Origin of the sequence: Verrucosispora sp. WMMD1129, from assembly GCF_029581255.1 — a bacterium.
GTDB lineage: Bacteria > Actinomycetota > Actinomycetes > Mycobacteriales > Micromonosporaceae > Micromonospora > Micromonospora sediminimaris.
Genome location: NZ_CP120741.1, coordinates 5,843,870 through 5,863,360, shown reverse-complemented (window position 1 = coordinate 5,863,360; position 19,491 = coordinate 5,843,870). Strand labels below are relative to the sequence as shown.

General features: G+C 69.6%; 15 protein-coding genes and 1 pseudogene. 6 read left to right on the top strand and 10 right to left on the bottom strand.

Annotation, left to right across the window (positions count from 1 at the left end):
* Positions 1-99: 99 nt before the first annotated feature.
* Positions 100-1,776 (top strand): right-handed parallel beta-helix repeat-containing protein, encoded by a 1,677-nt coding sequence (locus O7624_RS27230; protein WP_282237826.1) that lies wholly within the window; start codon positions 100-102, stop codon positions 1,774-1,776.
* Positions 1,777-2,003: 227 nt separating this feature from the next.
* Here the strand turns inward: O7624_RS27230 and O7624_RS27225 are convergent, their stop codons facing one another.
* The 7 genes and pseudogenes from O7624_RS27225 to O7624_RS27195 all read right to left on the bottom strand — a co-directional run bounded on the left by O7624_RS27225 (position 2,004) and on the right by O7624_RS27195 (position 9,452).
* Positions 2,004-2,924 carry a hypothetical protein gene (locus O7624_RS27225; protein WP_282237825.1) on the bottom strand — a complete coding sequence of 307 codons (921 nt, stop codon included), beginning with the start codon at positions 2,922-2,924 and terminating at the stop codon, positions 2,004-2,006.
* The gene (locus O7624_RS27220) at positions 2,921-3,898 is read right to left on the bottom strand and encodes a hypothetical protein (RefSeq protein WP_282237824.1); all 978 of its coding nucleotides are present in this window, start codon (positions 3,896-3,898) and stop codon (positions 2,921-2,923) included. The genes O7624_RS27225 and O7624_RS27220 overlap by 4 nt, the downstream gene beginning before the upstream one ends.
* Before the next feature lie 276 nt (positions 3,899-4,174).
* A pseudogene (locus O7624_RS27215) lies at positions 4,175-4,279 on the bottom strand (IS5/IS1182 family transposase); the annotation flags it as partial.
* A gap of 119 nt (positions 4,280-4,398) precedes the next feature.
* Positions 4,399-4,782 carry a DoxX family protein gene (locus O7624_RS27210; protein ID WP_093410945.1) on the bottom strand — a complete coding sequence of 128 codons (384 nt, stop codon included), beginning with the start codon at positions 4,780-4,782 and terminating at the stop codon, positions 4,399-4,401.
* 823 nt (positions 4,783-5,605) lie between these two features.
* On the bottom strand, positions 5,606-6,001 hold the full coding sequence (locus O7624_RS27205; protein ID WP_348774993.1) for a DUF1232 domain-containing protein: 396 nt from the start codon (positions 5,999-6,001) through the stop codon (positions 5,606-5,608).
* Positions 6,002-6,210: 209 nt separating this feature from the next.
* Entirely contained in the window at positions 6,211-8,688 is a 2,478-nt protein-coding gene (locus tag O7624_RS27200) for an FtsX-like permease family protein (RefSeq protein ID WP_282237822.1), read from the bottom strand.
* Between the two features lie 53 nt (positions 8,689-8,741).
* Positions 8,742-9,452 carry an ABC transporter ATP-binding protein gene (locus O7624_RS27195; protein ID WP_282237821.1) on the bottom strand — a complete coding sequence of 237 codons (711 nt, stop codon included), beginning with the start codon at positions 9,450-9,452 and terminating at the stop codon, positions 8,742-8,744.
* Between the two features lie 557 nt (positions 9,453-10,009).
* Between O7624_RS27195 and O7624_RS27190 the strand changes: the two genes are divergently transcribed.
* Positions 10,010-10,675, top strand: coding sequence for a response regulator transcription factor (locus O7624_RS27190; protein WP_282237820.1), 666 nt, complete (start codon positions 10,010-10,012; stop codon positions 10,673-10,675).
* 234 nt (positions 10,676-10,909) lie between these two features.
* On the opposite strand, the gene O7624_RS27185 is transcribed toward O7624_RS27190, so the two are convergent.
* The gene (locus O7624_RS27185; protein WP_282237819.1) at positions 10,910-12,118 is read right to left on the bottom strand and encodes a monooxygenase; all 1,209 of its coding nucleotides are present in this window, start codon (positions 12,116-12,118) and stop codon (positions 10,910-10,912) included.
* 183 nt (positions 12,119-12,301) lie between these two features.
* Between O7624_RS27185 and O7624_RS27180 the strand changes: the two genes are divergently transcribed.
* The 4 genes from O7624_RS27180 (at position 12,302) to O7624_RS27165 (ending at position 16,965) form a co-directional block, all read left to right on the top strand.
* Entirely contained in the window at positions 12,302-13,720 is a 1,419-nt protein-coding gene (locus O7624_RS27180) for a phosphatase PAP2 family protein (protein ID WP_282237818.1), read from the top strand.
* Between the two features lie 268 nt (positions 13,721-13,988).
* The gene (locus tag O7624_RS27175; RefSeq protein WP_282237817.1) at positions 13,989-15,749 is read left to right on the top strand and encodes a glycosyltransferase; all 1,761 of its coding nucleotides are present in this window, start codon (positions 13,989-13,991) and stop codon (positions 15,747-15,749) included.
* The gene (locus O7624_RS27170; protein ID WP_282237816.1) at positions 15,746-16,393 is read left to right on the top strand and encodes a DUF998 domain-containing protein; all 648 of its coding nucleotides are present in this window, start codon (positions 15,746-15,748) and stop codon (positions 16,391-16,393) included. The genes O7624_RS27175 and O7624_RS27170 overlap by 4 nt, the downstream gene beginning before the upstream one ends.
* Positions 16,384-16,965, top strand: coding sequence for a VTT domain-containing protein (locus tag O7624_RS27165; protein ID WP_282237815.1), 582 nt, complete (start codon positions 16,384-16,386; stop codon positions 16,963-16,965). The genes O7624_RS27170 and O7624_RS27165 overlap by 10 nt, the downstream gene beginning before the upstream one ends.
* A gap of 352 nt (positions 16,966-17,317) precedes the next feature.
* Here the strand turns inward: O7624_RS27165 and O7624_RS27160 are convergent, their stop codons facing one another.
* Both O7624_RS27160 and O7624_RS27155 read right to left on the bottom strand, forming a co-directional pair.
* Positions 17,318-18,769: a HAMP domain-containing sensor histidine kinase gene (locus O7624_RS27160; RefSeq protein WP_282237814.1), complete on the bottom strand. Its 1,452-nt coding sequence runs from the start codon at positions 18,767-18,769 to the stop codon at positions 17,318-17,320.
* Complete coding sequence (locus O7624_RS27155; protein ID WP_348774966.1) at positions 18,766-19,458, bottom strand: response regulator transcription factor; 693 nt, start codon at positions 19,456-19,458, stop codon at positions 18,766-18,768. Before O7624_RS27155 ends, O7624_RS27160 begins: the two co-directional genes overlap by 4 nt.
* Between the last annotated feature and the right edge of the window lie 33 nt (positions 19,459-19,491).

Sequence of the window (19,491 nt, the reverse complement as noted above, 5' to 3'; positions counted from 1 at the left end):
TCTATAGCCAGGCTGATGACATGAACATGTAGCCATCCTGCGGTGTCGAGCTGCGCAGGAGACGCCTCGCACCGTGCTCACTCCCCGAGGAGACGAACAGTGAGAACTACCGTGCGACAAAGGCTGCTCGCCGGCGGCACCGCCGTGGCCGCCGCAGCCGCCGTTGCCTCGGCGCTGCCGGTGTCCCAAGCGTCCGGCTCGGCCGACGGATTCGCCGCCGCATCGGTGAGCGCCAACGCGACGAACCTCAGTCTCGGGGCCGGCGCCGACGGCTCCAGCAAGGCCAGCGGCACCAGCTACGGCAACGTGATCGACGGCGACATGGGCAGCTACTGGTCGCCGACCGGCACGACCGGTCGCATCTCCGTCAAGTGGGGCACCGCCACCACCGTGGCGTCGGTGAACATCCGGGAGGCGGCCGGCGCGGTAGGTGTCGTCGGCTCCTGGCGTCTCGTCAACAACGACACCGGCGCCACCCTGGCCAGTGGCGCCGGGGCCGGGGTCATCAACTTCCCCGCCACCTCGCTACGAAAGATCAACTTCGAGATCACCGGCGCAAGCGGCACGCCGAGGATCGCCGAGTTCGAGACGTACGCCTCAGGTGCCACGCCCGGGCCGACGACCCCGCCGCCGACGACCGGGCCGACCACCCCGCCACCGAGCACGCCCCCACCGACCAGCCCGCCCCCGCCGTCGAGCGGCACGCTGTACGTGGCGCCGACCGGCACCGACAGCGCGGCCGGCACGCTTGCGAACCCGACGACGCTCACTTCCGCGATCACCCGGATTCCCACCGGCGGAACGATCTTCCTGCGCGGCGGCACCTACCGCTACTCGCAGACCATCACCATCGCCCAGGGCAACAACGGCACGTCGAGCGCACGCAAGAACATCTTCGCGTACGCGGGTGAGACCCCGATCCTGAACTTCTCGGCGCAGAGCGAGGACCCGGCCAACCGGGGCCTGGCGGTGGGCGGATCGTACTGGCACATCCGCGGCATCATCGTCGAGCGGGCCGGCGACAACGGCATCCTGCTGGCCGGCAACAACAACATCATCGAGCGTACGATCACCCGCCACAACCGGGACTCGGGGCTGCAACTCTCGCGGCTGATCGCAAACGCGCCCCGCGACCAGTGGCCCTCCAACAACCTCGTGGTGAGCACGGTGTCGCACGACAACGTCGACTCCGACGGCGAGGATGCCGACGGTTTCGCCCCGAAGCTGACCGTCGGTCCCGGCAACGTCTTCCGTTACACGGTGGCACACAACAACATCGATGACGGCTACGACCTCTACACCAAGAGCGACACCGGGGCCATCGGCGCGGTGACCATCGAGTCCTCCCTCGCCTACCACAACGGCACCTTGAGCAACGGCGGCCAGGCCGGCAACGGCGACCGCAACGGATTCAAGCTCGGCGGCGAGGACATCGCGGTGAACCACACCATCCGCGGCAACATCGCCTACGCCAACGGCAAGCACGGGTTCACCTACAACCGCAACCTCGGCACGATGACGGTGTCAAACAACGCCAACATCGGCAACGCCGAGCGCAACTTCAACTTCGACGGCGGCTCCTCGGTGTTCCGAAACAACACCTCGTGCAACGGCGGCTCGAACGACCGGATCATCGGCAACTCCGACAGCTCGAACCAGTTCTGGTCCGGCACCAACGGGACCCGGTGTTCGTCGTACACCGGCGCTCTGGGCTGGTCCTTCGCCTCCGACGGTCGGCTGGTCGTGACCTTCGGTGGCCGAGTGGTCACTCCGTAACGAGCGCGGCCGATGCCGGCGTCACCGCCGAGGCGACGCCGGCATCGGCTCTGGTCCACCGGGGATCTGCAGCCGTCCGTAGACCGGGTGCGCCCTGCCGTCGGTTTCTACCGACGCGCGGGCGACGCCTGCCGCCGGGTACGGCCACGACTGCCGCATCGACGAAGGTCAGCTGCAGCCGACCGTCTTCGCATAGGAGGGAACCGTTCCTGCAGGCTGAGGAGCTGTCAGGAGTCGTACCTGAAGTGTGCCGGCGGACCGCCCTCCGGGCATGCGCGGCGGGGCGTCGCACACTCGATCCAGTGGTCGCCGCCTGGGGGTACCTGGTAGGTCCGGGGTCCGGGCGCTGCGGTCGTGACAAAGCTCCGACCCCGGTTGGTCACCTCGACCCGCTTCCGTTTCCCAGCGACCACCAGGTCGAGTTCGATAGTCCACTCCACCGTGCCGGTGGTGGACGCGGTCAGGTCGAACACCTCGGTCTCGCCCTTGGCGAGGGTGAACCCGAACAGTGGCCTGCGCCCCTCGATCAGGGTGCGGTAGCGTGCGGCCGGCTGGGGAGCGTCCAGGTCCATCTCGACGTCCCGTGGTTCGACGGCTCCCTGCTGGCCGCCGCAGCGCAGTTGCACACCGGCCGGTTCCGGAGTTTGGCTGCGCCGGATCACGCGAGCACGCAGGTTGTCGATGAGCACTCCCTGATCGCTGGCGCCCTGCACGACGACGCGCACCCGGCTCACCTTGTGATCGACAGCGCCGAGGGCGCGCGCCCAGTCGATCAGCGTCGCGCAGCCCACCGGTGGATCATCGGGGGGCCGGACGTCCTTCGGCAGCACCATGGCGAACTCAGCAGTGCCCCAGGTGTCCACGGTGGCCGGATTCGCCACGACGTGTACCGCGACGACCTGCGGGTCCAGATGGTCAACCCACCTGGGAACATAGATGCCCGCGACGGCGCCGAGGAGGGCGGCTACCGCAGTGCCCAGCACGAACCACCAGGCCCGATGTAACGATCCCAGCACCCGGCGCAGCCGCGGTAGCGGCTGATCGCCACCCGGTTTGTCCTGGGCCGCTGTCGGACGCCCACCCCGGACTGCCTTCTTCCGGTCCCGACCGCTGGTGCCGCGCCGCCGTTTCGGTTTGCCACCGCTCACGACCCGGGCCCCTGCCACGAACCCGCCAGTTTGCCGTCCGGGACCGACCACACGTGGCCGTGTTCCGGGCCGGCCAGCAGCCAGCCGCCGTCTTCGGTGAACTCCATCTCGGCGGGGTTCACTGCCGGTTTGGCGCCAAGTGGCACGGCCGGCACCTTCCAGTGTCCAACCTCTTGGGGAGGGCCTGGGTCCCAGAGCACCACTTCGTCGTTCAGAGTCAGGAATGCCACGTGCCGAGCTTGCCGGTCCACCGTGCTGGTCAGCGTGCTGCCGCAGGCGCAGAGCCGCCACTGGAATGTCTGCTCGTCCGGTGCCCAGACCAGGAAGCCTTCTTGACCCGCGATCACCACCCGCTTTCCGCCGTTGACCACGGCCAGCCCAGCCACATACAAGATGGAACCCGGATCACTCGGAACCTCGATGCTCGACGGAAGCGGCGAAACGATCTCGCGACGACTGTGCAGATCGTGGAGCCAGTAGCGACTGTTGTTCCGTTCATCGAACAGTTCGACCACCAGATGGCCGCTGTCGGCCGAGAAGCGCAACCTGCCGGCGCGCGGCTGGGGTGCGCCGTCCGGCCGCCTTACCTCCTCCGGCAGGGGCAGCGCCGTGGGGTTCTTCGTGGTGAAGTCGTAGAGGACCACCGAGTCCGGTAGTCCGACCGCGAGGTATCGCCCGTCGGGAGAGAAGTCCATCTTGATCCGGGCGTCTTCGGCGCCGGTGCCGAACCGGTCGAATTCGGCACCGTCGGCGGTGGAGACGACCACCCAGTCACCGGCCAGCCGAGCCTGATACTTGCCGTCCCGGGTGAGCTGGGCGCCGGCAAGACTCCGACGGGCCAGGTCAAACTCAGGACCGGGCGGTGCCGCAGTGCTGACCATCGGCTCGACGATCTGATCGGTGCCGTCCAGTCGGGTCGGCTCCGGCTCAGTGGTGCAACCGGCAAGCAGCAGACTCACCAGTCCGGCGAGCATGGCCCTCGTTGACCAGGCTCGCGCCGGCGCCTGGCCGGCCGACGGTGCCGCGCCCGGGAGATGACGCCGGCCTGACGGCGCGCCGGCCCGCTCGGACAGCCGGAGCGGTAGGCGCGGGTCGTGCATCGCCGCCGTTTGCCACCGCACCAGATCGCCTCCAGTGATCCACTATGGCCACTCGTCGTGCCCGAGCATTCTATCCTTTGGCGGCGATTCGCCCGGATGACGGAATACAGTTCGCTGCTCGATGGTGTACGTGGCGAGCAGAGCGCCCTTGGCGCCGTCGCGGTCCTGCCACAAGGCGGCCAGGACCCGGACGATGACCAACAGGCCCAGAGCATCGGTGACGATGAACCGCTTGCGGCCGTTGAACTTCTTCCCGCGCCCGACGACCGACCACGAGAGGCAGCCGGTCGATCCGGCCGAAGCCACCGCCGGGGCGGCCCGTGCTGCGGATTACCCGCGCACAGGACACCACCCCGGCCAGCGGCACGTCTTCGTCAGCCGGTAAAAGGCTCAAGGACGAAGCGGCCCCACGCGATGAAGGCTGCAAGCAGAAGATAGACCAAGTTCAGCATTACCAACTTGGGCTGACCAAAGCGGCCATGGGTGATCATCGCGCCGACCATGAGCAAGATCCAGCAGACGGCGGTCACCGGCACCATGAACGGCGCGATGTCGAGCACGGCGGGCAGGATCAGGCCAACCGCAGCCAGGAGTTCGAGGACCCCGAGAGTCTTGACGAAGACGACGCTGGCGTGTCCGGTCCACTCCCCGCCACTGTGCGCAGCCAGTTTCTCCTTGGGCACGAATGTCTTGCTGATGCCGCCGGCTAGGGCGACCGCTGCCAGCAGTCCGGCAGCAATCCAAAGAGCCAGGTTCATCCGGTTTCTCCTTGCTGGGTGCAGATGGCTCAGATGTCCTGGAAGCGTCCAGCACCGATGGATGGGGATCGCCGATGCGTGACCAAGAGGGCAGGCCCTCCGTTCGTTTCCAGGGGTTCAGCCTCAAGACACCGCGTGCCTGATCCTTCTGACGTGGTGTGAGGCAGACAACTGCACAGGCGTGGGCCAACACGCACCATCAACGCCACCCACGAACTCGGAGGCGAGGAAGGCGATGATGCTGACCACGTCGTCCGCCTCGCCCAGCCGACTGAGGGCGACGCGCGCCGTCTGCTGCGCCGCGAGTTGAGGCCGGCCGCCGACCTTCAACCGGGCGGCGGCACTGGCAGCCGCCACCCGCCTGTTCTGGGAGAACGGATACGAGGGGACCTCGATCAACGACCTGACCCGGGCGGTGGGCATCCGACCCCGGCAGCCTCTACGCGGCGTTCGGCGACAAGCGGTCCCTGTTCAACGAGGTCATCGAGACGTACGGCCGCTCCCCGGCCGGCGAGTCCATCTGGGCCGTCATGCACGGCATGTCCCAGCGCGCCCGCGATGGCGCCACGACGGCCGAGCTCAGCGACACTGCGGAACTGGCCATGGCCGCCTGGCCGGGGCAGCGAGATACACCATCAACGACCCGCGAGACGCGAGCTGCCGGGAACTGTCGGCTGCTGAATGGGCACGGGCAGCAGCGTCCCGCCGTCGAGACCGGCGACCGCGAGATGGCGCGCCAGGGCGCAGGGCGGCGTACCGGCGGCGCGGATCAACACAGGTTGTGCACGATCACAAGGTCAGTCTGCCTGGGTGGTCCGGTCTGTCAGGGTGGCGGCGTGCCGAGCAGCCGTTCGATCAGCCGCGGTTGACCGGGCCAGGCCGCGAGGATGACGTCTCGAGGTACTCGGCGTGCGGCGTAACGCAGAGCGAGCGCGACAACGACGATGTCGTCGAGGGGGCCGATGACGGGCAGGAACTCGGGAATCAGGTCGACGGGGCTGGCTACCCAGATCGCGGCGATCAGCACGGCGATCTTTGCTCGGCGGGGCACTCGCGGGTCGGCGCGCAGTCGACGGACGGTGGTGACGCAGTCGGGGACGAAGGCGGCCAGGTCGCGCATGATGCCCGGTGGCAGGCGACGGACCAGCAGGATCAGCAATGCCCAGGAGACAAGCAGCAGCACGACCGCGATGGCCGCGCCGACGAGCCAGTCACGCACGCTCACGGGCTCAGCATGCCACTGGCGTCCCGGTAGCGAGCACATCGAGCACGTACGCCCAGCCGCGAATCACCGCGACCAGCAGGGCGCGTCGGTGATGAGGTGTAGTCGTCGGCCGAGCCGTTCTGCTGCGACGTCGGCTGTGACACGATCACCAGCAGATCGGTGACACCGGTGCTGCCACTCTCTGCTTGAACAGGATCTGCGCATCAGCGGTCCCGGCCCGCCAGCTCAAGCACGGGTACCCGGGAGACCCGGAACGCGGGCCACGCCGCGGCGACGACTCCGGCTGCGACCGCAACGGCGAGCGTCACTGCGAGGCGGGACCACGGTACGACGACGGATGGGATCTCCGTGCCACCGGTGACGTCGATCAGCGCCCAGCCGAAACCGACTGCGACGGCGATACCGATCGATGCTGCCACGAACGACAGGAGTGCCACCTCGAGCCGCACGATTCGACGCAGCTCGCGGCGAGTCGCGCCGACCGCTCGCAGCAGCCCGAGCTCTCCAGAGCGTTCGTTGATCGCGAGCGCCGTGGTGTTGGCGACTCCGAGGAGCGCGATGAAGCTAGCGAGGAGGAGCATTCCGTCGATGAAGTTCCGAAACGCGACGATTTCGCTCCCGCTGTTGGCGACGTGTTCTGCCCGGGTCTCGAGGAACGATCCGGGCGTGGCTCGGACCAGGGCCCGCACGGCTTCCTCGGCGTCCGCGACCACTCCGTCGGCGAGGTCGACGAACAACAGAGCGTCGAGCAAACGACCGACCGAGTCGTCGAGCGTCGCACGGTCGACGAAGTACAAAGGGGCTTCGAAACCGCCGGTGCTCCTCGCCACCACGGCAACGATCGGCGCCTCAAGTGTCGAGCGTTCGAACTCGATCGCGAGGGTGCCGCCCAGCAGCGTCGGGTCGTCGCCGACCACGGCCACGCCCCCCTCGCTCAGCTCGGCGAGGTCGCCGGCGATCGGGTCGAGGTCGAACATGGTGGGCAGTCCCGTCGGGTCGATGCCGCCGATCGCCTCGGCCTTACCTGCCACGATCCCTTCGGCGACCGACAGCGCAGCGACTGCGTCGACGTCGGGCAGCGCTGCGATCCGGCCGGCCAGGGTGGGATCGATCGTCGGGAAGTCGGCGGTCGCCGACGTGACCACCAGATCGGCCTGCAGTCCTTTACGAACGTCCGTCCCGACTGCGCTCGTCAGTGAGCTCGCGAAGATGGCGAACATCGTCACCATCGCGGTGCCGAGCATGAGCGCGAGCGCCGTTGACGCCGATCGACGGGGGCTGGCAGCCAGGTTGCCCGCTGCGATCGAGCCACACACACCGGCGGCGCGGCGGGCCAACTGAGCGCTCCCACGCGCTGCGGCGGTCACGATCGCCGGGCCGCAGAGCACGAGCGCCGGGACGATTGCAGCGATGAGCATGACCCACGTCGCGCTCGAGCGCACCACAGCCACAGTTCCTCCAGCGATCGCCGCCGCGGCGAGCACGAGCCCGCTCGCAGTTCGCGCCGGGCTCACGATCCGGGGTTCCGCCGCGCTCTCGCGTAGCGCCTCGATCGGCGGTGTCGCCGCCGCGCGGCGAGCCGGGATCCAGGCCGAGAGGATCGTTGCGCCGATTCCGACGGTCGCGGCGACCGCGATCGAGGTCGTGCTCACGATCGACGGCCCGGTGAGCAACGTGACCCCGGCGAGTCCGACGAGCCAGCGCAGCGCGCCCACTCCCGCGACCCCGCACACGAGGCCGGCAAGCGTGGCGATCGTCCCGACGAGGGCCGCCTCGATCACCACTCCGCCGAGCACTTGGCGTCGTTCCGCACCGATCGCACGTAGCAGCCCCGATTCCCGCCGGCGGCGGGCGACGGTGAGCGCGAACGTGTTGAAGATGATCGTCACACCGATCAACACCGCGACCACGGCGAATGCCAGGAGGAACACGGTCAGGAACTGCAGCGGTGACGTCGCGGCGTCCTGCATCGTCCGGACGTGGTCGGACCTGTCGATGACCTCGGCATCAGTCAGCGCTGACAATCGGTCGAGCACCTCGGCGCGGTCAGCGCCCTCCGCGATGTCGACGAGCACCTCCGTCGGCGCTGCGGTGTCGAGCCAGGCGGACACCGCTCCGTCGGGCAACAACACCGTTCGCTGCAGCGGTGCCGCGTCCGCCGACGCGAACGTCGCGACACCGGTGATGGTCGCGTCGTGCATCCCCGTCGTGGTCAGGACCTGTACGACGTCACCCGGAGCCAAGCGCGCGTCATCGGCGAGCGACCGGTCGATCACAATATCTCCGACCTCGATCGGTGGTCGCCCGCTCGTGAGCCGGAACGGATTGAGCGCCGAGTCGGCAACCCAGTTGCGACCGACGTCGCTCGCCGTGCCCGTTCCGACTGACGATCCGTCGACGACCAGCTTCGCGAAGCCGATCCATTGCGAGGCGGCGCCGTCGACGCCATCGACCGTAGCGACGCGTTCGGTGATGTCGGGATCCAGCGAGCGCCGAACCGACCTTTCCGGATCTCCCGGCCCTCCGCCGGGCTCGCCGAGGACGACGCCCTGCACCACGGCATCCGTCCCGGCCAACGCTTTGGCGATGTCACCGGCTGCTCGGCCGCGCATCGAGTCGGACAGCACCAGCGTCGCGACGAGGAACGCCACCGACAGCATGATCGCCGTGCCCGTCAGCACGAACCTACCCCGACTCGCGAGCACGCTTCGAGTCGCACTCCGCATCATCTGGCTCATCGCCCCAGGCCCTTCATGACGTCGATCACCGAATCGGCCGACGGGTGATCGATCACGTCGTGCACTCGGCCGTCTACGACGAACACGACGTGGTCCGCCCAGGCAGCGGCGTTGGGATCGTGCGTGACCATCACGATCGACTGGTGATGCAGATCGACTGCTGATCGCAGGAATCCGAGGATCTCCTGTCCGGACCGGGTGTCGAGGTTGCCGGTGGGCTCGTCGGCGAAGACCACCTGCGGCTGGGCGACCAGCGCCCGGGCGACGGCAACTCGCTGTTGCTGGCCACCCGAGAGCTCCGCCGGCCGATGATGCATCCGATCATCCAGGCGCAGCAGCGACACGACCTGATCGAGCACTGCGACACTCGGCCGGCGCCCCGACAACGTCATCGGCAGGCAGATGTTCTCCTCGGCCGTGAGCGTCGCCACGAGATTGAATGCCTGGAACACGAACCCGATCCGTTCTCGGCGCAGCCTGGTCAACTCGCGATCGTTGAGCGTCGACAGATCGGTGTTGCCGACGAATGCGCGGCCCGACGTCAGTTGATCCAGCCCGGCGGCACAGTGCATCATCGTCGACTTTCCCGAACCCGACGGGCCCATCACGGCCGTGAACTTCCCCGCCGGGAACGCGATGGTGACATCGTCGAGCGCGACGACGGCCGACCGGTCGGAGCCGTATCGCTTGACGGCGCCGACGAGCATGGCCGCAGCGTCATCAGCGTTGGCTGGCAGCGGGCTGCCGGGCTGCCTATCGACGACCGTGGAACCTGGACGTGACGACACGAGACCTCCGATGAGTGGTTGGTCAGGGACGGCACCCACCGGCCTGCCAACCGACCGGCTGGCGCTTGCCCGGGCGGCGCTGGGTTGACTGCCATCACCAGCCCCCTACTGCGGGTTACGTCGCTGTCTGAGGCCTAGTGGTACCGAGCGAACCTGAGGCGACCGTTAATGCGGCGCTCAGGCCGGGTGGCCGGACCAGTTGCCCAGCGCCACGCACAAGTTGGTGGCGGAGGGAGAGATCACCCCGGTCCGCCCTGACATGTGGGAGTACGACGTCGGCGGCACGTGCCCCGTACGTCACTGGTTCTAACAGTCGTCTCAGGTTCGCCCTCTATGAAAGTAGGCATCGCCGGGCGACGCGGCTCTCGGCCCCGCCGGCATGACCGAGCGCGCCGCGCCCTCCGGCGGCACGGTCAGCGCCGGCCCGCACCGGACGGCGGCTGCTTCGTGCACGCGACCCGGAAAGGCGGCCATTCATGATCACTGTGCTCGTGGTGGAGACCCGGCCGCTGCAACGCTTCGGGTTTCGCATGCTGCTGGAGAACACCCCCGACATCGAGATCGTCGGCGAGGTCGAGAACTGTGCCGAGGCCGTTCGATGGACCATCGAGCTGCATCCCGACGTGGTCCTGATGAACATCCGTATGCCGGACGGCGACGGGATCGAGGCCACCCGGCGCATCGTCGCCGCCGGCGGACGTTCGCGGATCCTGCTGCTGACGCTCGACGTGGACCGGAACGCGCTCGCCGCGCTGCGGGCCGGGGCGAGCGGTTTCCTGCTCAAGGACACCCGCCCGGATGAGCTGCTCGCCGGCATCCGGGCCGTCGCCGCCGGGGACGCGGTGATCGCGCCGGCGCTGACTCGGCGGCTGCTCGACGCGTTCGCCGACCGAATCGACGATGAACTCCGCGGGCCCGTGCAGCGGCAGGATCCCCGGCTGGACTCCCTCACCGAACGCGAGCGCGAGGTCTTCGTCGCCATCGGCCACGGCCTCACCAACGGCGAGATCGCGCAACGGTTCACGCTGTCGGAGTCGACCGTGAAGACCCACGTCGGGCGGGTCCTAGCCAAGATCGGCGCGCGAGACCGGATCCAGGCCGTCACCCTCGCCTACGACCTGAGACTCGCCCGCCCGGTTTGACGCTTCATCTCGCGCGTCCGTCGGAAGCGCGACCGTAGTTCCCAGCCGCGCTGCTCCGGGCCGATCCGCTCCGCGTGATCGACAGCTCCGCCGCCGGATCAGCCTGCAGCCGCTCACGTCACCGCCCGTCCCACCGCCACGACGCCGTACGCGTATGAGTTCAGTGCGGACGTGTGTGAGCTCGGAGCTGTTCGGCTTGTGACCTCCGTGAACTCACACACGTTCGACGCTTCGTCAGGGCTTGCGTGGGGAGACCACCATGATGCCGATGCACATCTCGTCGCTGGTACCGTCGCCCCACACCACGTAGCGCGGTGGCAGCTTCTTCAGCTGCGGCACTAGTTTCCGCAGCCCCGCGTCGTGCGTACAGGTCACCCGCAGCGTGTCCCCCGGACCGATCTCCACCGGCGACGGCAGCCTCATCAGCCGCTGGTTGTCGAAGTCGAACTGCGGCACATCCAACACCACCCTGGCCTTCGACGTGCCCGGGTTGAGTTCGACCTTCAAGGCCCGCCCGAGCATGTGCATGTGGCCGAACCCGGCGAACAACGTCATCGGCGCCTCCACCTTGTGATCGCAGGTCTGGATGTCACCGGGCTTCGGCACGCCGCCCTGGTTGCACTCCTCCACCTGACGGTCCGCCATCTCACCAACCTCCGCCCCGAAACGCTTCGTCACGTCCACGATCGAGGCCGCCCGGTCACACAGCGGACCCGATTCGTCGGCGGCGCAGGGCAGGTCGATCGGCGCGTCGAGCGACCACGTATCGAGTTCCCGGGTCCGTGGCGTACCGTCCGTCAGCCGCAGCCGCACCGCCGAGCGGTCCGACCCGGCCGGCTTGCCGCCGGTCGCGAGCAGGTTGTAGTGGATCTGGAGCACGAGCAGGCTGCCCGGCTCCAGCTTGTAGCCGGCGTCCTGGCTGAGCAGCGTCTCCGTGGCGCCCGGTGCCCAGGTGTCCACCCACGCCGCGTCCCCTTCTTCTACCTCAGCGCCGGCCACGCCGGTCCCGCCGAAACACTGCCACCCGAGGCCGGGGGTCTTCGCGTCGTGCTCGCGCACCGCGGCCGCGCCGCCCGGCGGCACCGCGTACACGATGGCGTGGTGCGCGATGGCGACGTTCTCCGGCATGAACTGGGTCCCGGTCAGGAACGCCGTGGCGGTCAGGCCCGGATCGAGCACCTGGCACCGGTACTCGTCCGAGCCGCCCCCCTCCGGCGGCGCAGGCGTGTAGGCCTCGGCCATCTTCAGGCCGACGAACCGCTCGCCAGCGCGCAGCGGCTGCGAGGGAGCTGACGACCCGCCCGCGTGCGCGCTGTGCGAGCCGGCCTCAACAGGCGCCGCACTGTTGTCGGCGTCCGACCCGCAGGCGACGGCAGCGAGCGCCGTCGCCAGCGCCATGGTGGCCGCACCAACCCTCCTCAGTGGACTGTCAAGCTTCGTCATAGCCTCCAAGCTAGGCCCGATTCCGCCCTGTTTCGTCGTACTGCGGTTGCAATCCTCCGCAGTGAGGCGGTACCACGGTGCCACTTCACCTCACCGCCCGGATGTCTATTAATCGTCGCCTCAGATTCGCTCGGTACGAATTCGCATCGGATAAGCGATGCAGCTCGTACCTGGAGGCGATTGATGGCGACCGACGCGGCGCCGTGCGGGAAAGCGCCGCCCGGTCGGCTGGCCGACCGGTGGGCGCCGCTGCTGGTCGTCGCGATCGGGCTCGGGTTCGGGCTGCTGGTGCTCCTTGTCCGGCTGCACCTGGAGCCGGTGACGAGCGTTGACCAAGCTGTTGCCCGGGAGCTCAACGAGGTCGTGTCGCCCCGGTCGTACCTGGTGGACGCGCTCAACGGGATAACCCGGCTGGGCGGGCGGCCGGTCATGCTCTGGCTCGTCGGCGTCGCCGCGCTGCTGCTGGTGCGCCGGCGGGTCCGCCTCGCCGTCTACCTGCTGGCCACCACCGCCGGCGCGCTGCTGCTCGACCCGTCGGTGAAGTCGCTGGTCGGCCGGTTGCGCCCGGTGGTCGAGGCACCGGTGGCGATCGGGCTCGGCAACAGCTTCCCGAGCGGGCACGCGCTCGGGTCGATGGTGGTCTACGGCGCGCTGCTGCTCGTGTTCCTGCCCGCGGTGCGCTACCGGAAGCTGTTCACGGCGGCCGTCGCGCTGCTCGTGGTCGCGATCGGGGTGACCCGGATCGCGCTCGGCGTGCACTATCTGACCGACGTACTGGCCGGCTGGCTGCTCGGCGCGCTGTGGCTGAGCGTCACGGCGTACGCGTTCCGGCTGTGGCGGCGCGAGACGGGTCACCCGGTGGCGCCGCTCGACGACGGCCTGGAGCCGGAGGCCGTCGAGGCGATCGAACCGGTGCCGGACTCCGGCCGACCTGTTCCGTACCGGTGGGTCAAGGCCACCGAGATCCTGACCGGCTGGGTGTTCACGTTCGGCATCCTGTACGTCGTCGGCTACCTGGTGAAGAACCACACCGAGGGCACCTGGCTCGGACGTGTCGACGACGGCGTGGTCCGGTGGCTGCGGACGTCGCGCACGCCCACCCTGGACGACGTGAGCTGGGTGTGGAGCAAGGTCGGCGACACCCGCGCCATCCTGGCCATATCGCTGGTGTTCTGCCTGATCGCGTTGGTCGTGTGGCGGCAGTGGCGACCGGTGGTGTTCGTGGTGCTCACCATGGTCGGCGAGCTCACCCTGTTCCTGTGCACCGTGGCCAGCGTCCAGCGGGACCGCCCGCCGGTGCCGCAGCTCGACGGCCCGATGCCCACGTCGTCGTTCCCCTCGGGGCACATCGCCGCGACGATGTGCATCTCGGTGGCGATCGCGGTCCTGATCATGGGCCGGGTGAGCAGCCGGTGGCGCTGGTTCGCCGTGGTGCTCGCGGTGGTCATGCCGGCCGGTGTCGCGCTGTCCCGGCTGTACCGCGGCATGCACCACCCGACCGACCTGCTCGGCGCCGCGATCCTGACCGCGCTCTGGGTCGGCCTGCTGTGGTGGGCGCTACGGCCGAACGCGCGGGCGGTGCCGGTCGAGTTGCGTACGTGAGCACCCGGTTCGGCCACCCGGGCTGAGCGCCGCATTAACGCTCGCCTCAGATTCGCTCGGTATCAGTAGGTCTCAGACAAGCGACGTAACCCGCACGTAGGGGGCTAGTGATGGCAGTCAACGCAGCGCCGCCCGGGCAAGCGCGGGCCGGTCGGTTGGCAGGCCGATGGGTGCCGCGGTCGGTGATCGGAGCCCCTACCACGGAGCTGCATCGCTCGGCCTCGCGCAGGAACGACCGGTGCACAGCCTTCGGCCGAAGCGTCACGACATGGATCTGACACAGGCCGTGCTTGAGCACCCCTACCTGGTGCTCGGTCCCTTCGTGCTCATCGAGGGGCCGGCCGCGACGATCACCGCGGGCACCCTGGTCGGCGCCGGCGCTGCGGCGTTCTGGCCGATCTGGCTGATCGTCGCGCTGGCCGAGGTGGTGGGCGACAGCCTGCTCTACCTCATCGGCCGGTCGGCCCGGCGGCCCTGGGTGGCGTCACTGCTGAGCAGGTTCAAGGCGACGGCGCTGCTCGACCGGCTGACCGGGATGTCACTGCCTCGGCTGGTGATCACCGCCAAGCTCGTCGACGTCTTCGCCCTCCCGGCGTTCGTGTCGGCCGGGCTCGCCGGGCTCCCGTACCCAAGATTCGCCGCCTGGGTGGGTGCCGCCGCCGCCGTACGCGGCCTGGTGCTGATCGGTCTCGGTGCACTGCTCGGCAGCCAACTGTCCGGCCTGCTCGCACTGCCCGGCGGCATCTTCCTGCTCACCGCAGCCGTCGCCGTGCCGGTCTCTGTCTTCCGCCTCGTCATCAAGCGATACCACCGACGAAAGGTAGTTCGTCCCATGCGCATCCTCATCGGTGCCGACACCTACGCCCCGCACGTCAACGGGGCGTCCTACTTCGCCCAGCGCCTGGCCGTGGCACTGACCGCCCGGCACGAGGTGCACGTGGTCGCGCCGTCGACGGACACCCGCAACCATGCCGGCATGTCCAGCGACGGCGTCGTCGAGCACCGCGTGCGTTCCTTGCCGGTGCCGGGCCACCCACGTTTTCGGTTCTGCCCGCCGCTGGGGCTGCGCGCGGCAGCCCGCCGGATCCTCGACGAGGTCCAGCCCGACGTGGTGCACGTGCAGAGCCACTTCCCGCTGTGCCGGGCGCTGGTCGACGCGGCGCACGAGCGCGGCCTGTTCGTCATCGCCACCAACCACTTCATGCCCGAGAACCTGATCCACTACCTGCCCATCGGCAACGCTGGCCGGACGAGGGCGCACAACTGGGCATGGCGCGACGCCGCCCGGGTGTTCGCCAAGGCAGACATCGTCACAGCCCCGACCCCGTACGCCGCCACGCTCGCCGTCGTCTCCGGTGTGTCCGGACCGGTCCTGCCCATCTCGTGCGGCATCGACCTCACCCGCTTTCGCGAGCAGGCGCCCGCGGCCGAGTTCCGATCGGCCTACAGCCTCGCGCACAAGCCCACCATCACGTACGTGGGCCGGCTTGACGCCGAGAAGAACCTCGACGTCGTGATGCGGGCGTTCGCGGTGGTGCGGCGCTCCCTCGACGTCCAGTTGCTTCTGGTCGGCACCGGGTCCGAGGACCGGACGCTGCGGTCGCTCGCCGGGGAACTAGGCGTCGCCGAGCATGTCACGTTCACCGGCTTCATCTCTGATGAGGACCTTCCCTCCGCATACGCGGCGTCGGCGGTCTTCGTCAACGCGGGCACCGCCGAGCTGCAGAGCCTGGTCACGCTCGAAGCGATGGCCAGCGGAAGGCCCGTGATCGGCGCCGATGCCGCAGCCCTGCCCCACCTCGTCCGGGACAAGGAGACCGGCTATCTGTTCCCGCCCGGCGATGTGGTCGTGCTCTCCGAGCGACTGCTCACCGTGCTCGGCGACCCGAAGCACGCAGAAGAGCTGGGGCACCGGGCTCGTGCCGTGGCCGAGGAGCACGACCAGACCCACACGGTGTCCGCGTTCGAGCAGCTCTACCGGATGCGTCCGGCCCGTGAGTCGCCCGCGCCCGCCGAGGTCGCCGCATGACAGCGACGATCATCCGAGCGGGCTCCTCCCGCTGGTATCGCAACGTCCAGCTGAGCCTGGGCCTGGGCACGGCGGCCGGGGCGGGCCTGCTGCTGGTCGGCGACGTCGACCCGGTGGACCAGATGGTCAGCGAATCGATCCGGACGGTGCCGGGCGCCGTCCTGCTGGCCCTGGCGGCGTGCGGGCTCGCGGCAGCCGGCGCATGGCTCCTGGTCGGCGCCCGGCGCGCGCTGCCACCGTCCTGGCCCCTCACCGTGCTGCTGTCGGTGTGGTGCGTGTCCCTGGTCGCGGTGGTGGCATTCCCCACGAACCTCCCGGGGACAGAACCGGACGTCGCCGCCGCGGTGCACCGCTTCGGGGCGGCGCTGATGGCAGCGCTGCCACCGCTCTTCGCCCTGCACATCGCCCGGCGTGCCGGGCGCGGGGCAGACCCGGCGCGGGTTCGCTGGCTGCGCGCGGCCGGGTGGTCCGCGTTCGCCGCGTGCGTCGCGTTCGCGGCGGCGAACGGGCCGGCGGTGCTGCTCGGCCAAGGCCATCTCCCGTTCGCGGGCCTGGCCGAACGGGTTCTGCTGGCGCTCGTGCTCGCCGTAGTCGGGCTCTGCGCCTGGGTGCTCGAAGGGGAGGAGCGGTCCCGATGGACCTGATGGCTACGATCGAGAACGCGATGACCTCTCCGTTCATCTATCTGGCGATCCTCGACGCGTTCCTGCCGTTCCTGCCGTCGGAGTCGGTCGTCATCGCGGCGGCGGTCTTCGCCGTGTCGGGCATCCCGTCGCTTCCGCTGATCATCGTGTTCGCCGCGCTGGGCGCCTTCGTCGGTGATCACATCGGTTTCCTCATCGGGCGCTTGTTGCGCAGGCGCCGTCCGGGCGGCCGCCTGATCCGCGCCGCCGACAGGATCGCCCCGCACCTGCACCGCCGGGGCGGCGCCCTGATCATCGCGGGCCGGTTCGTCCCCGGCGGCCGTACCGCGATCGTGACCGCCAGCGGTGCCACCGGCTACCCGCTTGCCCGCTTCGCCCCGTTCGCCGCCATCGCGGCCGTCACCTGGGCCGGCTATTCCGGCCTGATCGGCTACCTCGGCGGCGCCGCCTTCGAATCCGACCGGATGCTGGGCCTGGCGGTCGGCCTCGGTCTCGCCCTGTCCATCACCGCGCTCGGCGAGCTGGTCCGCTACGTGTTGCGCCGCCGCCGAGCGGCGATCGCGGCCGGATGACGTCGTCGGGCACCGGGTACGTCGTACCCGAGTCGTACGCCTACGTGCGGGCGGGCTCAGCTGCCCGCCCCCACCCGGACCACCCCACGACACACCGACCCAACTAGCAGCTGTCGGACCAGGTCGGCGAGGTGGTCGACGCCGTGGACGCGATGGTGGTGACGCCCGCGTTTCATCCAGGCCCAGAGACACCCTTGGTCGGATGAGGTCGGGTGCGTCTGGCCATGCTGACGCCGTTCCCAGCGGTGCTCGTGGGTGCTCGGCAGGCGGATCTGACCGGCCATCCCCCGGAGCCATGCCCGAGGGCCGCCGTCCCTTGTCCTACGCCGCGTCCGCCGGGCGGGGGGACGGGTCAGCGCACCGCGCTGTCCTCCCCCGCGGTACGGCGCGCGATCGGGGCGGGCGGGGTCGCGGCCGGAAGATCAACCCGGAGCAGCGCGCCACCGCGTGCGGAGCGTGCGACGGTGGCTCGGCCGCCATGGGCGTCGACGACCCGCTGCACGATCGACAGCCCGAGACCGGATCCTGGCAACGCCCGGGCGCTGTCGGCACGGTAGAAACGGTCGAACACCCGAGGTACGTCGGCGGCGTCGATGCCCGGTCCGGCGTCGTCGACCTCGAGCACCGCCGACGTGCCCTCGGCACGGAGCCGGATCTGGACCGGCTGGTCCGCAGGGGACCACTTGCCAGCGTTGTCGATGAGGTTGAGCACCGCCCGCTGGAGCGCGGCGGGACGGCCGCTCACCCACACGGAGATGAGGTCGAGCGCGATCTCGATGTCGGGTACGCGGGAACGCGCCCGGGTCGCGGCGGCCACCACCAGGTCGGCGAGGTCGAGCAGCTCGGTGTTTTCGTCGCTGACGTCACCGCGGGCCAGGTCGGTCAGCTCGGCGGCAAGGGTGCTCAACTCGGCCACCTGGCCGCCGAGATCGTTGAGCAGCCGGGTTCGGCTGTCCGCCGGCAGTGCGCTGTCCAGGGTGCCGCGCCGATCGAGCCGGATAAGCAGCTCGACGTTGAGGCGCAGGCTGGTGAGCGGGGTCTTGAGCTCGTGGGCGGCATCCTCGGCGAGCAGCCGCTGGGCCTGCCGGGAGTCGCGGAGCGCGGCGAGCATGTCGTTGATCGACTGGATCAGCCGCCGGATCTCCCCACCGCCCTCATCCGGGATGTGGGCGTCGAGATCCCGGGTGTGCGCGACACGTTCCGCAGCGGCGGCCAGCCGGTCGATCGGTGCCAGCCCGGTCCGCGCCACGGTCCGCCCGACGAGGGCGCCGCCGACCACGCAGAGCAGCCCGATCAGCAGCATCCCGAACCCGAACTGGTTGATCGGGCTGTCGTCGACGACGCGGGCCACCTGGACCGCGCCGTCGCCCGCCCGGAGCGTGTAGATGACGTAGCCGTCCTCGTCGCTGTCGTTCGACTCCATCAGGTCGGCCAAGCCGCCCTGCGCCACGCGCCCGGCGTGCTCGCTGACCGGGGGCAGCGCGGGTTGGCCGACCGGCGTCCGGGTCGAGCCGTCGGGCAGGATGACCCGCACCAGCGGACCGGATCCGGGATACGGCGGTAGCGGGACCTGCCCCAGACCGGCGCGCTCCGCGGTCGCCGCCAGGACGCGGGAGTCGGCGCGCAGCTGATTCTCGGCGCTGTCCCGCAGCTGCCAGTCCAGCAGCTCACTGGACACCTGGAAGGCCAGGAACACGCTGACGGCGATGGCCGTCGCCGCGATCACCGTCAACCTGGTCCGCAGGGACCGTCGACGCCACCATCGGGTCAGCCGACGCGGTTCCCGGCCCGCGGGCCTGCTCACGGAGGAGTCTCCCGCAACGTGTATCCCAGGCCGCGCAGCGTGTAGATCAAACGTGGCTCACCTTCGGCCTCCATCTTGCGGCGCAGGTAGCTCACATACACCTGGAGGTTGTTGGCGGTGGCGCTCATGTCGAAGCCCCAGATCGCCTCGAACAGCGCTTCGCGGGTCAACACCCGGGTCGCGTTACGCACGAGGACCTCCAGGAGGAGGAACTCGGTCCGGGTCAGGCGCAGCGGCCGTCCGCCCCGCAGCGCCTCGAACCTGTCGGGATCGAGCCGGACATCGGCGAACGACAGAACCTGCGACTCGCCGTCGCCCGGCGTGCGCCGGCGCAGCAGGGCCCGTACCCGGGCCAGCAACTCCTCGGTGGCGAACGGCTTGGGCAGGTAGTCGTCGGCACCCGCGTCCAGCCCCGCGACCCGGTCGGAGACCTGGTCACGGGCGGTCAGCATCAGCACCGGCAGATCCCGACCCGCGGCCCGCAACCGCCGGCAGGTCTCCAACCCGCCGAGGCGGGGCATCATCACGTCGAGGATCAGCAGATCCAAGGTGTCACCGCCGGCCCCACCGACCTCGTCGAGCACGGCGAGGCCGTTGGCGACGGTGCTGGTGTCGTAACCCTCGACCTGGAGCACCCGCTCCAGCGACTCACGAATGGCCGCGTCGTCATCCGCGATCATGATCCGCACGCCGACCCGCCCCCTTCCAGTCGATGCCTTGCT

Coding starts and splice junctions, on each gene's coding strand:
- O7624_RS27180 (WP_282237818.1), top strand. CDS start 12,302: ATGGCGACCGACGCGGCGCCGTGCGGGAAAGCGCCGCCCGGTCGGCTG.
- O7624_RS27175 (WP_282237817.1), top strand. CDS start 13,989: ATGGATCTGACACAGGCCGTGCTTGAGCACCCCTACCTGGTGCTCGGT.
- O7624_RS27190 (WP_282237820.1), top strand. CDS start 10,010: ATGATCACTGTGCTCGTGGTGGAGACCCGGCCGCTGCAACGCTTCGGG.
- O7624_RS27210 (WP_093410945.1), bottom strand. CDS start 4,782: ATGAACCTGGCTCTTTGGATTGCTGCCGGACTGCTGGCAGCGGTCGCC.
- O7624_RS27195 (WP_282237821.1), bottom strand. CDS start 9,452: ATGCTCGTCGGCGCCGTCAAGCGATACGGCTCCGACCGGTCGGCCGTC.
- O7624_RS27170 (WP_282237816.1), top strand. CDS start 15,746: ATGACAGCGACGATCATCCGAGCGGGCTCCTCCCGCTGGTATCGCAAC.
- O7624_RS27185 (WP_282237819.1), bottom strand. CDS start 12,118: ATGACGAAGCTTGACAGTCCACTGAGGAGGGTTGGTGCGGCCACCATG.
- O7624_RS27165 (WP_282237815.1), top strand. CDS start 16,384: ATGGACCTGATGGCTACGATCGAGAACGCGATGACCTCTCCGTTCATC.
- O7624_RS27220 (WP_282237824.1), bottom strand. CDS start 3,898: ATGCTCGCCGGACTGGTGAGTCTGCTGCTTGCCGGTTGCACCACTGAG.